The organism is Burkholderia sp. HI2714, assembly GCF_002223085.1.
GTDB classification, from domain to species: domain Bacteria; phylum Pseudomonadota; class Gammaproteobacteria; order Burkholderiales; family Burkholderiaceae; genus Burkholderia; species Burkholderia lata_D.
Genome location: NZ_NKFM01000065.1, coordinates 103014 through 116736 on the forward strand (window position 1 = coordinate 103014; position 13723 = coordinate 116736).

The following is a 13723-nucleotide window of genomic DNA, read 5'->3' on the forward strand; positions in this document are numbered from 1 at the left end:
GCATTTCGTTATGGGAGTGGAACTGTGGAATGCAATCCTTCTTCGGCGCGCGTCGCCGCGAATTGGACGCCCGCTTCCTGGAAGACGAAGCCGGCGCTGCAGCAACCGGTTTATCGCGATGCGGCGGCGCTCGATCGCGCCCTGACGCAGTTGCAGGCACTGCCGCCGCTCGTCACCGCATGGGAAGTGCTGACGCTCAAACGCAAGCTCGCGGACGCTGCGGCGGGACGATGCTTCTTGCTGCAGGGCGGCGACTGCGCGGAAAGCTTCGACGATTGCACGGCGCCGATCATCGCCAATCGGCTCAAAGTGCTGATGCAGATGAGCCTGGTGCTCGTGTATGGCTTGATGCTGCCGGTAGTTCGGGTCGGCCGCTTTGCCGGCCAGTACGCGAAGCCGCGCTCGGCGAATACCGAAACGCGCGACGGTGTGACGCTGCCTTGCTACCGCGGCGACATCGTCAACGCCAGCGCTTTTACGAAAGACGCGCGCGAGCCCGACCCGAAGCGCCTGCTCGAGGCGCATTCCAAATCGGCGCTGACGATGAATTTCGTGCGCGCGCTGAGCGATGCCGGTTTTGCCGATCTGCGCCACTCCGAACATTGGGATCTGGCCTGGGCGTCGCATTCGCCGCTTTATGACGAGTATCGCAAGATGACGCACTCGATCGGCGAATCGCTGCGCTTCATGGAGGCGCTCGCGGGCGAGCCCGCCGGCAGCGATGCGAGAGTCGATTTCTATACGTCGCATGAGGTTCTGCTGTTGAACTACGAAGAGGCGATGGCACGGCAAGTGTCGCGGCATTGGGGCTGGTTCAACCTGTCGACGCATTTTCCGTGGATCGGCATGCGCACCGCGCAGCTGGATGGCGCGCATATCGAATACTGCTCCGGTATCCGCAATCCTATCGGCCTGAAAGTCGGGCCCGGGGTGAGCACCGACCAGTTGCTGCGCACGATCAACGCGCTGAACGCCACGAACGAGGCCGGCCGGTTGACGCTCATCACGCGCATGGGCGCGGCGAAGATCGAAGCGGAGTTGCCGAAGCATCTGCATGCCGTCAAGGCCGAGGGCCGGCGTGTCTTGTGGTGCTGCGATCCGATGCACGGCAACGGCGAAACGACCCCGGGCGGCGTGAAGACGCGGCGCTTCGAGAACATCCATGCCGAGCTCGAGGCGGCCTTCGACATTCATGCCGCCTGCGGCACGCATCTGGGCGGCGTGCATCTGGAGCTGACCGGGGAGGACGTGACCGAATGCCTGGGCGGCGCGCGCAATCTGACTGAGGCCGATTTGGCCCGCGCTTACAAGTCGACGGTCGATCCGAGGTTGAACTATGAGCAGTCGCTGGAGATCGCGATGCTGATCGTGCGCAAGTTGGGTATGACGCGGGTTGCCGAAATCGGCGCCAAGTGGGAATTGGCGTATGCGTAGCGGGGCGGCGTGAGGCTGGCAAGGGCTGCTTGCCCGACAACGCAGCGTGAGAAGGCTTCTGGACGGCTGAAAACGGAACTGTTTTACTCTCGGGACTGGCAGACCGTCAGCACCGACCAGTTCATTGAGGTCGTTGACTCGTACATTCGTTGGTACAACGAGAAACGGATCAAGATCTCGCTTGGCGCACTCAGTCCGATTGAATACCGGGAGAGCCTCGGGCTGGACGACATAAACCAGTCCAAGAATTCCGCCGCACCCCCGAACACGACATTTCTAAAAAGCTACTACAACGGAAAAATGTGATCATACATATTATGTCAAATGAATGATATTCGCTGATTGCCATGGATACAGGACCGGCCACCTCACTGGAGCATTTGGGCGGCTCGTATGGGTATTGCTGTCGGCTGCACGCGATGAGCGTTGGTCCGACAGCCATCGCGACACGCCGTGGTACAAGGTCCATGCAGTTGTATCGGCAAGCGTTCACTCGCCTCAGTCAACGACTTATTCGACCTCACAATGAAATATCGTGAATCTATTCAAAAAGACCGATCAGCAGTCGGTCATATGATTCGATCTGCCTCGAATTTGTCGACAAGAATCCACCGATAAATTCGCGCTGGCGATTCTTGTAGTCGACCCATTTTTCATCGTGCGTATCCATTGCCTGCCCGAGTTGCAGAGCACCCTCCTCCACATCCTGTTCATTATAAAAATAACCAAGCTCGCGACAGAGAAATGCATTATGAATCAACGCATACCCGTTCCAGCAAACATCGAAATAGAAGTAGTTCAGCGCGAGCCCTGATTGATGGGATATTACGATATCGGTGTATTCTGAAAGAAACTGAGGGGTGCTGTAATAACCGACGAAGCTTACCTTTGAATCGCGCACAAGGTCCAGGTGGTGCGCGATGCCAATAAATTCGGGGCTGTTTTTTGCAAGATGCTCCGTGTTCGTCGCGTGCACATAAGATATCCTTTCGCCAAATTTTCGATAGCCCAGTTCTGCGATCAAGAGTGGATAGAGGCAAAACTTCGTAACGTCGATATTCGGCTCCATGATGGAGAGGCGCTTCGGTTGGCCCGTTGGACGATACTCGCCGCGATGCGGGAGCGCTGCCGACCGCTCTTCGATGCACATCGGGTCCCAGACGAACGGGACTTCACGAACCGGCTGGCGCCGTAATACGCTGAAGTAGCTCGCGCTGGTATCGACAACTTGCGGGATGATCCACACTTGATCATAACGTTGGTTGATGAATACGGTTTCCGCATGCCGTCTGCCGAAAATCATGGCCTGCATCATGTGCACGTATTCCGGGCCGCAGCAATAGCTCACGACTTTTGTACCGCGTGCCTGCAGATACGCGGTTTGCTGCTGGTCAATTTGTCCCCCGAGTTCGATCAGGACATCGAGCGAGTCTTTCGCATCGTCGAACGAGCGTATCGGATACTGCGTGGTATCCCACGGAAGTTCCGACGTGATCTTGACGTTCGTGGTGTTGACGAGGGTTACCTGGTGGCCAAGAGGCGAATGTTGAAAGAGCTTCATCAGATACAAGGCGTTCTGCTTGATGCCGTTGACCCAGAGACTCTCTGCCGCGTGGTGAAGGCCAATTGTGATACCGATGCTGAGTGAGCGCGCCAAACTCATGGGGGGTTCTCCAGGATGCCCATCCAATAAAGAGTTAGATCATAGCGCTGCACTGGTCTCGAGCTGTCAAGAACTGTCAAAATGTGACATGCGGCTCGGCATGGTTGACCCTGCTTCCTCGGGCCGCGACGGTTGGCGCCATCAAAAATGGGCTCCTACCCGGGACGTTTGTCAAATAGCTTGAATGCCTGCCAACGTGCGAATGATTGGGCGCCCTCTCATTGCCGTCGCTCACGTCGCCGCGACCAGCGCGTTGAACGACGTATCCCACAGCGGCGCCACATTGGCCGGCCCATCCAGCACGCCGATCCGCGCGAACACATCCGCGACCTGCTGATGCTGCGCCACCACGTCGGGTGTCACCGGCAGCAGCGCGTAGTCTTCGCTGCGCTGGTCGAACATCGCGACGAGATCGGCAACCGGCACGCGCGTCTCGCTGTTCTGCACGAGCGCATAGTCGCGGAAATGCCCGTTCGCCCACGCATACGCGCGCCGGAATCGCAGCAGCAGATCGCCCGTCGCCGCGCGACGGCGCGCATCGTCGAGCGTGCGCGGGTTCGCATAGACCGGAAAGTTGCCCGACAGATAGCCCTTCCCCGTCTTCAGCACGCGCGCACCGTAGCGATTGCGCGCGAGCTGGCCGTTGTAGCCGTAGATCGCCCATGCGTCGATGTCGCCGCGATCGTAGGCGGACAAGCCATCGATCGGCGACAGGTTGATCGGCTGGATATCGTCGAAGCTCAGGCCGGCCTCCTTGAGCTGGCGATACAGGAAGTAGTGAGACGTCGTCGCACGCACGTACCCGACACGCTTGCCCTTCAGGTCCGCGATGCCGCGGATCGGCGTGTCCTTGCGCGCGAGCGTGACCTGGTTGTTCAGGTCTTCGCGCACGCGGGTGATGAGCCGCACGTTGGCCTTCTGTCGCGCGGCGAACACGGCCGGAATTTCGCTGCCCGAACCGATGTCGAGCGCATCCGCGTTGAGCGCCTCGATGTGCAGCACGCCGTTGTTCAGCTCGCGCCAGTCAATCCGGTACGGTGTGTCGGCCAGCCCCGCCGCCTGCAACAGCGCGCGCCAGCCGCCCTTGTAGGTTGCGACGCGCAACGTGGTGCCGGCGAGATCGGTGTTGATCGCGGGCGTGGCGGACGCGGCCTTCGCGGCCCATGGCGCCGCCGCCACCGCGGCACCGGCAAGCAGCAAACGGCGACGTGCCGCCGAAATTGACGACATCGGATACTCCTGTCGGTCGATCAAACGGAAAGTGAGAAACGCCGCGTCAATGCAGCACCGGAAATCCGTGGCGCTCGGCCAGCAGTTCGAGGATGCGGCGCGCGTCGGTGACGAAGCGCACATCGCCGAGCGTTCGCGCGTCGTCCGGCGCTGGCTGGTCGCGGCCGAGCACGAGGACCGGCAGCCCCTGGTGCGCATCGTCGAGCGCGTCGATCACCGCGTGCCGCGGCCGCTCGAAGCTGACGCGTTTCACGTCGATTCGACCCGCGTGATCGGGCGCGCTCGCCAGCAGCCCCTCGATCGACAGTCCATGCGGGCAGACGAAGCGCTGGCCCGGATGCTTCGGATCGGCAAAGCCCGGTTCCAGCAGAAACAGCACATCGTGACTCATGACAGACGGCTCCCGTGTTCGTTGTCCAGCCGGGATGAATGCGCTTGGGCGCCCTTCCGTTCCCGGAGCATGCCGGCCCGAGGCCGGATGCCCGACTCTACCGTCATGCGTCGCACGGCCCTACCAACGTTTTGCGGAATCGATATGCGGCCGCACGTAGCGCATCGGGCAAGCGCCGCACAGTGGGCGTTGCGTAAAAACATCGCGCGCCGGGCCGCAGGTATTGCGCACATCGAACGATTTCATCGATCGATATGACGGCGCCCGCGTGTATCCGGGGCTCGACGTTCGCCGTTCGCGCGATGCGTTCGTCACAGCATGGGTACCGGACGCGATCACGGCGCACATGCCGGGTTTGCGGCAACACACATTGCAAATCGGCCGCGCGGCGATTTGCAAACCACGGATCGACCGTTCGCCGGCACCGCCGTCGTCAATAGGATCGTGATCCTCGCAGAGGTACCCATAAAAACAGAGGATAGTCATGATCAAAAAATCGGTAGTCCTGGGTTTGGTTTCGATCGGTTCGGTCAGCGCGCATGCGCAGAGTTCGGTCACGTTGTACGGCGTCGTCGATGCCGGTTTCGCCTACACGAACAATCAGGGTGGCGCGAGCAACATCCAGCAGACGAGCGGCAAGCTGAGCGGCAGCCGCTGGGGCCTGAAAGGCGTGGAAGATCTCGGCGGCGGCGTGCAGGCGGTCTTCACGCTCGAAAGCGGATTCCGGCCGAGCGACGGCGGGCTCGGCCAGGGCGGCCGCCTGTTCGGCCGCTCCGCATACGTGGGACTCGCCAGCAAGGGGCTCGGCACGCTGACCTTCGGCCGTCAGTACGAGCCGATCACCGACCTCGTTGCGCAGTACTCGGGGTCCGGCTTCTGGTCGCCGGCCACGCACGTGGGCGACAACGACAACATGAACCAGAGCTTCCGGCTGAACAACGCGGTGAAGTTCCGCAGCGACACGATCGCCGGCTTCACGGCCGACCTGCTCTATGCGTTCAGCAACCAGGCCAACGGCGGCGCGGGCACCGGATTCTCGAACAACAACGCGTGGGGGGCGTCGGCGAACTACGTGAACGGACCGTTGTCGGTGGGCGCCGGCTATGTCCGCATCAATCATCCGAATTCGACGTCGAATACGAGCGGCGCGGTGGGCGGTGCGACCTCCACCACCGGCAACGATTACAGCGGCGGATTCTTCTACGGACTGAACGGCGGCGTGCTCAAGCAGCAGATCGGCGTGGCCGGTGCGAACTACGCGCTCGGCCGTGCGACGCTGGGCTTCGCGTGGAGCCACACGCAGCTTGACTACCTCGACGGCTCGTCGCGCAAGTTCAACAACTACGACGTGAACGCGCGTTACCAGCTCACGCCGGCGGCCACGCTGATCGGCGTCTACACGTTCACCGACGGGCGCGCGAGCGGCCTGCCGGGCACCAGCGGCCAGACGCTGAAACCGCGCTGGCACCAGTTCACGCTCGGGTTCGACTACGCGCTGTCGAAACGCACCGATATCTACCTGTCCGGCATCTACCAGCTCGCGGCCGGCGACGCGAGCACGGCAACGTCGGGCGGCTATCGCAAGATCGCGGCGATCTCGAACATCGGCAGCGCGTCGTCGACGAACCGCCAGGTCGCGTTCGTCACGGGGCTGCGCGTGAAGTTCTGACGGCGCGTGTATCGGGCGCGGTGCGGCGTGGTGTGATAAGCAAAGCGGGAATCGTTGTTTGTCGCGCCGAGCCCGGTTGTCGAGAATGGGCGATTCCCCGCGTGCTGCCCCGGCGCACGATACGCATTCGACCATGACCGACTCCCGTTTCCCGCCCCATCCACCGCGCAGCAGCCGGCGCGCAGCACTGCGCCGGCTCGCCGGCGGATGGGCGGCAGCGATGCTGCCTGCCCGCGGCGCGCTGGCGAGCCAGCCGCTCGCCCCGCTCTCTCCGCTCGACGTGCCGCCATGGACACGCGGACCGGGTGCGCCGCTACTGTCGCCACCCTACGGCGTGCCGGGGCCGCACGAACGCGACGTGATCCGCCGCAGTGCCCGCACGCCGGCATTGCCCGGCTCTGGCTCGTCGATGACGCCGCTCGCCGACCTGTTCGGCGACATCACGCCGAACGGCCTCGTCTACGAGCGTCATCATGCGGGCGTGCCGGAGATCGATGCGCAGCGTCATCGCATCGTCGTGCACGGCCTCGTGCGCGAGCCGCGCGTGTTCACGATCGACGACCTGCTGCGCTTTCCGTCCGAGTCGCGGATCCACTTCCTCGAATGTTCGGGCAACACCGGCAGCGAATGGAACGGCCCGAGCGGGCTGCCCGTTCAGTTCACGCATGGGCTGCTGTCGTGCTGCGAATGGACGGGCGTCCGGCTGTCGACGCTGCTCGACGAAACCGGCATCGATCCGGACGCGCGCTGGCTGCTCGCCGAAGGCGCCGACGGTGCGGCAATGACGCGCAGCCTGCCGCTTGACCGGATCCTCGAGCGCGCGCTCGTCGTCTATGCGCAGAATGGCGAACGGCTGCGCGCCGAGAACGGTTATCCGGTACGGCTGATCGTGCCGGGTTTCGAAGGCAACACGAATATCAAGTGGCTGCGGCGGCTGAAGCTGGTGCGCGCGCCGGAGATGACGCGCGAGGAAACGTCGAAATACACGAACCTGCTGCCTGACGGCTGCGCCCGCCAGTTCGTGTTCGAGATGGATGCGAAGTCGGTCATCACACGGCCGTCGGCCGGCCATCGGCTCGCCGCGCACGGCTATCACCCGATCGGCGGCTGCGCGTGGTCGGGACGCGGCCGGATTCGCGCGGTCGACGTCTCGACCGACGGCGGCCGCACATGGCGGCCCGCGCGACTCGCTGGCGACGTGCGCGATCGCGCGCTGACGCGCTTCGAAGCCGACTGGATCTGGAGCGGCGAGCCGGCGGACCTGCAAAGCCGCGCCACCGACGACACCGGCTATGTGCAGCCAACCCGCGAGGCGCTCGTCGTCGCCCGCGGCGTCAACTCGCAGTACCACTACAACGGCATCCAGAACTGGCGCGTCGGCGCGGACGGCGAGGTGCGCAATGCGTAAACCGCTTGCCTGCCTGCTCGTCGCGTCCCTGGGCGTCCCGAGCGCATTCGGCGCAGGCTACGGTCTAGGCCAGCCGGTCGACCGTGCGGCGCTCGCGGCGTGGGACATCGACGTCGCGCCCGACGGCAGCGGCCTGCCGCCCGGCTCGGGCACGGTCGCGCGCGGCGCTCACGTGTTCGCGGACAAATGCGCGATGTGCCACGGCGCCGGCGGCGAAGGCGGCGTCGGCGATCCGCTCGTCGGCGGCATCGGCTCGCTCACGAGCGCCAAGCCGAAAAAGACGGTCGGCAGCTACTGGCCGTACGCGACGACGCTGTTCGACTACATCCGCCGCGCGATGCCGTACAACGCGCCGCAATCGCTGAGCGCGGACGAAGTCTATGCGGTCACCGCGTATGTCCTCCATCTGAATGGCATCGTGCCCGGCGATGCACGGTTCGACGCGCGCACGCTGCCACGCGTGCGGATGCCGAACCGCGACGGGTTCGTGTCCGATCCTAGGCCCGGCACGCTATGACGCGGCTCGAACCACGCGCAGGCACATCGTGCATGACACCCGGGCGATTCGCCACTGCACGTGCGTCGCGTTGTCGTCCGGACCCTGTCCAACCCGCAAGGAAGTCTTCATGAGCGACACTTCCCTCGCCGCTGCGGTCGCGCCGTCGCCGTTCGTCGACGTTCGCTCACCGGCGGATTTCCCCGACAGCCCGGTGTCGCGCGTCCTCGCGCAGCCGCTGATGCTCGGGCTGTTCCTGCCGATCCAGGCCGGCGGCTGGAGCGCGTCGACGCTGCCGCGCACGACCGACTGGACCTTCGACTACAACGCCGACCTGGTCGCGCGCGCGGAGGCCCTCGGCTTCGATCTCGTGTTCGCGCTGTCGCAGTGGCTGCCGAAAGGCGGTTACGGCGGGGTGTTCGACGGCCAGGCGCTCGACTCGTTCATGACGCTGGCCGCGCTGACCGCGCGTACCGAACGGATCATCCTCGTCGCGACGAGCCACGTGCTCTACGGGCCATGGCATCCGCTGCATTTCGCGAAGTTCACCGCGACGCTCGATCACATCTCGCGCGGGCGCTGGGGCATCAACGTCGTGACCGGCCACCGCGCAATCGAGCACGAGATGTTCGGCTGGAACCGGATCGAACACGACCGGCGCTACGAAATGGCCGCCGAATTTCTTGAGGCGGTCCAGCAGTTGTGGGCGCAACCGGACAATTTCAGCTACACGCCGGCGCTGTCGAGCTGGCGGCTGGGCGGCGCATTCGTGACGCCGAAGCCGCGCTACGGTCGCCCGCTGCTGATCAACGCGACGGGCTCCGATGCGGGCATCGATTTCGCGGCACGCTATTCGGACATCGTATTCGTCACGAGCCCGGCTGGCCCGGATGCCGAACGCGCGCTCGACGCCCTGCCCGCGCATACCGCACGCGTGAAGGTCGCTGCTGCTGCGCGCGGCCGGACAATCCGCACGCTGCTCAACCCGCTCGTGATCTGCCGCGAAACGGCAGCCGAAGCGCGCGCGTACCGCGATGCAATCGTCGCGCACGCGGATGAAGGCAGCTTTCATCGCTTCGACAGCGATGCGCATGCGTGGCGCGGCGGCTTCGACCAGCGCTCCCAGGCGGCCGCGCGCGCGATCGGCGGCAATATCTCGATCACGGGCTCGCCCGAGGAAGTCGCCGATACGATCGTGCGGCTGCATCGCGCAGGCATCGACGGCATCCAGCTGAGCTTCTACGACTTCAATCCCGATCTCGACTTCTTTGGTGAGCGCGTGCTGCCGCTACTGCGCGCCGCAGGTTTGCGGCGCTGACGTCAAGCGGCCGTTTCGGTACGGGCGGTGGTGTCGTCGCGTACGGGCCGCCGCAGCCCCAGATGCTCGCGCAGCGTATGGCCCGCATAGTCGTTGCGAAACAGCCCGCGGCGGCGCAACTCGGGCAGCACCAGCGCGATGAAATCGTCGAGGCCACCGGGCAACGTCGGCGCCATCACGTTGTAGCCGTCCGCGCCGTAACGCACGAAGCGCTCTTCGAGCTGGTCGACGATCTGTTCCGGCGTGCCGACGAGCTGCCAGTGGCCGCCCGCGCCTGCGACACGCAAATAGAGTTCGCGGATCGTCAGGTTTTCGCGGCGCGCGAGCTCGATCGTCAGTGCCTGCCGGCTCTTGCTGGCGTTCGTCTCCGGCAGCGGCGGAATCGGACCGTCGAGCGGATACGCGGACAGGTCGAAGCCACCGGTGAGGCCCGATACGAGCGCGAGCCCGACCGTCGGGTCGATCAACGACTGCAACGCGTCGAATTTCTCCCTCGCTTCGCTTTCGGTACGGCCCACCACCGGAAACACGCCAGGCATGATCTTCAGCGTATCGGGATCGCGGCCGAACGCCGCGAGCTGGCCCTTCACGTCCGCATAAAACGCGACCGCGTCGTCGAGCGTCTGCTGCGCGGTGAAGATCACCTCGGCCGTGCGCGCGGCCAGCCGAGTACCCGCCGGCGACGAACCGGCCTGCACGACGACCGGGTGTCCCTGCGGCGGCCGCGCGACATTCAAGGGCCCGCGCACCTGGAAGAAGCGGCCGCGATGGTCGAGCACGTGGCGCTTGTTCGGATCGAAGAAGCGGCCCGATGCGCGATCGCGCACGAACGCATCGTCGCCCCAGCTATCCCAGAGGCCACGCACGACATCCGCGAACTCCTCCGCACGCGCATAGCGTTCGGCGTGGTCGAAATGCGCGTCGCGATTGAAATTGCGTGCCTCGTGCTCACTCGACGACGTGACGAGGTTCCAGCCCGCTCGACCGCCGCTGATGTGGTCGAGCGATGCGAACTTGCGCGCGATGTGGAACGGCTCGTTGAAACTCGTCGACGCGGTGCCGACGAGGCCGATCCGCCCGGTGACGGCCGCGAGCGCCGACAGCAGCGTCAGCGGCTCGAATTGTGCGATGTAGCTGTGCGCGGTGCGACTCAGGAACTCGACGTCGTCTCCGCGCGTGCCCACGCCGTCGGCAAGAAACACGAGATCGAATTTCGCGGCCTCGGCCGCCTGGGCAAGCCGTACGTAGTGGCGAAAATCGACGCCTGCGTCGGCCTGCGAACCGGGATGGCGCCACGCGGCGATGTGATGGCCGGTCGGGTACAGGAATGCGCCGAGATGCAGGTATCCGGTGCGGGTCGTCATCGGGACGGGTTTCCAGAAAAGAGGGCCGCGCGCGGCCAGGTCAGAACACGCGGCCTTCGGTCAGGTGTGTCGTCACGCCGTTCAGCTCGTAGTCGCCGATCACGCGCGCCTTGTGCAGCAGCGGGTTGTGGCTGAAGATCGTGCGCAGGTTGCGCCAGTGCCGGTCGAGGTTGTGTTCGCGCGCCGTCGCCGACGCGCCGCCGACTTCGAACAGCCGCTCCGCCGCATGCAGCGCAAGCTTGCTGACGATGAGCTGCGTGCGTGCCGTTGCGAGCGCGCTGTCGAGCACAAGGGCATGCGCATCGGCGTCGCCGGCTTCGATCGCGTCGGCGGAACGGTCGAGCGTCCGCGCGTTTTCGCGCACGAGCCCGTCGATCGCGTGGCTGTGCGCGGACAGCTCGCCGACGACCTGCTGGATGAAATGATCGTCGCGCGCGGTCGGCGCCGGGCTGTGCAGCACCGGGCGGCCGTGCGCGAGCACGTAACGGCGCGCATCCGCAACCACGTTGCGCACGATGCCCGCACCCGTCGCGACGAGATGCAGCTGCCGCAGCGCGCCGCAATGGCGGCCGACGAGCGTCGAGCCGTCGCGCGCGGCGACTTCATCCGCGAACACCTGCACGTCGTTCAGCAGCAGGCTGCCGCTCGCGGTCATGCGTTGGCCCATGCCGTCCCAGTCGTCGAGCACCTGCACGCCGTCCCGCGCGACGGGAATGATCACGGCGACCGCGTCGCCCTGCTCGTTCTCCACGTTGATGCGCGCGAAATCGGCAAACGCGGTGCCGGTCGAATAGTATTTGCGGCCCGTCACGCGATAGTGATCGCCGTCCCGGCGCAGCACGGTGGTGTTCTCGCCGGGCCGCGACGTGCCGCGCTCGGTTGACGCGCCGCCGAAGATCGCGCCGGCCAGCGCCCGCTCGAGCTGCACGTCGTTGAACGGCGTGCGCGGCGATAGCCGCAGCGTCTCGATCTGGTCGTAGTGGATCCGCAGCGCGTGCGCGAGATTCGAATCGGCGGCGGCCAGCGTCGTGATCGTGTCGAACAGATCGACCAGCGTGCCGCCGAGGCCGCCGCGTTCAACCGGAATCCGCAGCACGCCCAGCGCCGAGCGGCGGAAGATCGCAAACCCATCGAACGGCAGTTCGCGACGCGCCTCGCGTTGCGCGGCATCCTGCCCAATCGCATTCGCGAGATCGGGTAGCGCGGCAAGCGCGTCGCGCAACGTGTCGCGCGGATCGACGGCATCACGGGCAGTCATTCGGCAAGTCCTTGTTCGGGAAGATCGGGCGCTGCGCAGCGCGATCGCGGCCTTCGCGAACCGCTACCTGCGCAGCATCGCAAAGTATAGGGACGCAACTGACGCGCGCGAAAAACCGATTTCAGCTTACGTTATGCACGCGCCGGGATTGATCGCGGAGATGCGCGTCGCGTGTCGCCCGCCCCGCGGATAAGCGGCCGCGCGGGATCCCGCACCGGCCGCGAGATCTTGTCTTTGCCGGTGCATTCCGCCATGAGCGCCCCGGTGTCAGCGCCGCGCCGCAAAGGCATCGATCCCGGTCTGCTCCGCGGACCACGCCCACAGACGTGCCGCCTGCTCCGGATCGATCGCATGCGGCCGCACGCCCGACTCCTCGTTTCCCTGCGTGACAACCGCGACGTCGCAATCCTCGCAATAGACCCCGCCGATCCCGGCAAGGCGCGGCGACGTTGCGGCCCAGACCTGGGTTGCCGCCCCTTGGGCAGGCGTCTTGAAGGTCGGATCGATCGGCACGCCGTGCTCGTCCACCCAGCCCTGCGCCATCATCTCTTCGCGCGTCAGATGACGCTGCAGAGGTGTTGCGATCTTGCCCGGATGCAGGGAATAGGCGCGCACGCCAAACGGTGTGCCGAGCACGTCGAGCTGCACCGCGAACAGCGCGTTGGCGGTCTTCGACTGCCCGTACGCCAGCCATTTGTCGTAGCCGTGCGCGAACTGAACGTCATCCCAGCGAATCGGTGACAGCCGATGCCCGAGCGACGACACCGCGACCACGCGGGCGCCGTCTCCCTGCGCGAGCACGGGCCACAATCCGTTGACGAGCGCGTAGTGCCCAAGATGGTTGACGGCCATCTGCGCTTCGCGGCCATCGCCGACACGCGTCTCCGGACACGCCATGACGCCCGCGCTGTTGATGACGATGTCCACGTCGCGGCGCGCCTCGACGAACCGCGCCGCGAATGCCGCTACGCTCGCGAGATCGGCGAGGTCGAGCGCCGCAACCTCCACACCGTCGATGCCACGCGTTGCTTCGCGCGCGGCATCGATGCTCCGTGCGCCGACGATGACAGTCGCACCGGCTTCCGCCAGTGCGCGCGTCGTTTCCAGGCCGAGACCCGAATGGCCGCCCGTGACGATCGCGGTCTTGCCGTGAAGGTCAAGACCGGCCAGTACGTCGCTTGCCGTCGATGCGGCGCCGAATCCGGAATGAAGGGGGTGTTGCCTGGTCGTCATCGAAGGCTCCTGGAACGATGCGTGAAGCACGCGCCCGCCTGTCGGCCGCGTCACTGCACGAAGCCATTCTCCGGCGACGCCCCCGGACTGTGAATGCAATAAGCTCTCAACAGAAAGTAAATCTATAATTTGATCCGAATCCTTGAAGGACCGTATCGACGTCTTCTTCAAGGGTTTGGATGTCACGCGCCTTGAAGGCCAGCCACTCATATTTCATCTTGTGCCACAGTTTCTCGATGCGATTGAGCTCCGGGCTGTA

At 65.0% G+C, this 13723-nt stretch carries 12 protein-coding genes and 1 pseudogene; 6 read left to right on the forward strand and 7 right to left on the reverse strand.

Going from position 1 to position 13723, the window contains the following annotated elements; translation table 11 throughout:
• Positions 1 to 24 precede the first annotated feature (24 nt).
• Together CFB82_RS36025 and CFB82_RS36030 are read left to right on the forward strand one after the other, a co-directional pair.
• The gene (locus CFB82_RS36025) at positions 25 to 1434 is read left to right on the forward strand and encodes a class II 3-deoxy-7-phosphoheptulonate synthase (protein WP_089487140.1); all 1410 of its coding nucleotides are present in this window, start codon (positions 25 to 27) and stop codon (positions 1432 to 1434) included.
• Between the two features lie 5 nt (positions 1435 to 1439).
• Positions 1440 to 1659, forward strand: a pseudogene (locus CFB82_RS36030) (IS3 family transposase); the annotation flags it as partial.
• 316 nt (positions 1660 to 1975) lie between these two features.
• Here CFB82_RS36030 and CFB82_RS36035 read toward each other — a convergent pair.
• From CFB82_RS36035 to CFB82_RS36050, 4 genes are all read right to left on the reverse strand, one after another.
• Positions 1976 to 3097: a DUF2827 domain-containing protein gene (locus CFB82_RS36035; protein WP_089487141.1), complete on the reverse strand. Its 1122-nt coding sequence runs from the start codon at positions 3095 to 3097 to the stop codon at positions 1976 to 1978.
• Positions 3098 to 3328: 231 nt separating this feature from the next.
• Positions 3329 to 4327: an ABC transporter substrate-binding protein gene (locus CFB82_RS36040; protein ID WP_089487142.1), complete on the reverse strand. Its 999-nt coding sequence runs from the start codon at positions 4325 to 4327 to the stop codon at positions 3329 to 3331.
• Between the two features lie 46 nt (positions 4328 to 4373).
• The gene (locus tag CFB82_RS36045; protein ID WP_089487143.1) at positions 4374 to 4718 is read right to left on the reverse strand and encodes a DUF3088 domain-containing protein; all 345 of its coding nucleotides are present in this window, start codon (positions 4716 to 4718) and stop codon (positions 4374 to 4376) included.
• A 120-nt stretch (positions 4719 to 4838) separates the two neighbouring features.
• Positions 4839 to 5204, reverse strand: a complete 366-nt coding sequence (locus CFB82_RS36050) for a hypothetical protein (RefSeq protein ID WP_174944087.1) — start codon at positions 5202 to 5204, stop codon at positions 4839 to 4841.
• On the opposite strand from CFB82_RS36050, the gene CFB82_RS36055 reads away from it, so the two are divergent.
• The 4 genes from CFB82_RS36055 (at position 5203) to CFB82_RS36070 (ending at position 9609) form a co-directional block, all read left to right on the forward strand.
• A complete protein-coding gene (locus CFB82_RS36055) occupies positions 5203 to 6387 on the forward strand; it encodes a porin (protein WP_089487145.1) in 1185 nt (394 codons plus the stop codon). The genes CFB82_RS36050 and CFB82_RS36055 overlap by 2 nt on opposite strands.
• 133 nt (positions 6388 to 6520) lie before the next feature.
• On the forward strand, positions 6521 to 7795 hold the full coding sequence (gene soxC / locus CFB82_RS36060) for a sulfite dehydrogenase (protein ID WP_089487146.1): 1275 nt from the start codon (positions 6521 to 6523) through the stop codon (positions 7793 to 7795).
• The gene (locus tag CFB82_RS36065) at positions 7788 to 8312 is read left to right on the forward strand and encodes a c-type cytochrome (RefSeq protein ID WP_089487147.1); all 525 of its coding nucleotides are present in this window, start codon (positions 7788 to 7790) and stop codon (positions 8310 to 8312) included. Before soxC ends, CFB82_RS36065 begins: the two co-directional genes overlap by 8 nt.
• Before the next feature lie 109 nt (positions 8313 to 8421).
• Complete coding sequence (locus tag CFB82_RS36070) at positions 8422 to 9609, forward strand: LLM class flavin-dependent oxidoreductase (RefSeq protein WP_089487148.1); 1188 nt, start codon at positions 8422 to 8424, stop codon at positions 9607 to 9609.
• Positions 9610 to 9611: 2 nt separating this feature from the next.
• Here the strand turns inward: CFB82_RS36070 and CFB82_RS36075 are convergent, their stop codons facing one another.
• The 3 genes from CFB82_RS36075 to CFB82_RS36085 all read right to left on the reverse strand — a co-directional run bounded on the left by CFB82_RS36075 (position 9612) and on the right by CFB82_RS36085 (position 13464).
• Positions 9612 to 10973, reverse strand: coding sequence for an LLM class flavin-dependent oxidoreductase (locus tag CFB82_RS36075; RefSeq protein WP_089487149.1), 1362 nt, complete (start codon positions 10971 to 10973; stop codon positions 9612 to 9614).
• A 40-nt stretch (positions 10974 to 11013) separates the two neighbouring features.
• The gene (locus tag CFB82_RS36080) at positions 11014 to 12231 is read right to left on the reverse strand and encodes an acyl-CoA dehydrogenase family protein (protein WP_089487150.1); all 1218 of its coding nucleotides are present in this window, start codon (positions 12229 to 12231) and stop codon (positions 11014 to 11016) included.
• A gap of 267 nt (positions 12232 to 12498) precedes the next feature.
• On the reverse strand, positions 12499 to 13464 hold the full coding sequence (locus CFB82_RS36085; protein ID WP_089487151.1) for an SDR family NAD(P)-dependent oxidoreductase: 966 nt from the start codon (positions 13462 to 13464) through the stop codon (positions 12499 to 12501).
• Positions 13465 to 13723: the final 259 nt, after the last annotated feature.

Coding starts and splice junctions, on each gene's coding strand:
- CFB82_RS36035 (WP_089487141.1), bottom strand. CDS start 3,097: ATGAGTTTGGCGCGCTCACTCAGCATCGGTATCACAATTGGCCTTCAC.
- CFB82_RS36040 (WP_089487142.1), bottom strand. CDS start 4,327: ATGTCGTCAATTTCGGCGGCACGTCGCCGTTTGCTGCTTGCCGGTGCC.
- CFB82_RS36045 (WP_089487143.1), bottom strand. CDS start 4,718: ATGAGTCACGATGTGCTGTTTCTGCTGGAACCGGGCTTTGCCGATCCG.
- CFB82_RS36055 (WP_089487145.1), top strand. CDS start 5,203: ATGATCAAAAAATCGGTAGTCCTGGGTTTGGTTTCGATCGGTTCGGTC.
- CFB82_RS36050 (WP_174944087.1), bottom strand. CDS start 5,204: ATGACTATCCTCTGTTTTTATGGGTACCTCTGCGAGGATCACGATCCT.
- soxC (WP_089487146.1), top strand. CDS start 6,521: ATGACCGACTCCCGTTTCCCGCCCCATCCACCGCGCAGCAGCCGGCGC.
- CFB82_RS36065 (WP_089487147.1), top strand. CDS start 7,788: ATGCGTAAACCGCTTGCCTGCCTGCTCGTCGCGTCCCTGGGCGTCCCG.
- CFB82_RS36070 (WP_089487148.1), top strand. CDS start 8,422: ATGAGCGACACTTCCCTCGCCGCTGCGGTCGCGCCGTCGCCGTTCGTC.
- CFB82_RS36075 (WP_089487149.1), bottom strand. CDS start 10,973: ATGACGACCCGCACCGGATACCTGCATCTCGGCGCATTCCTGTACCCG.
- CFB82_RS36080 (WP_089487150.1), bottom strand. CDS start 12,231: ATGACTGCCCGTGATGCCGTCGATCCGCGCGACACGTTGCGCGACGCG.
- CFB82_RS36085 (WP_089487151.1), bottom strand. CDS start 13,464: ATGACGACCAGGCAACACCCCCTTCATTCCGGATTCGGCGCCGCATCG.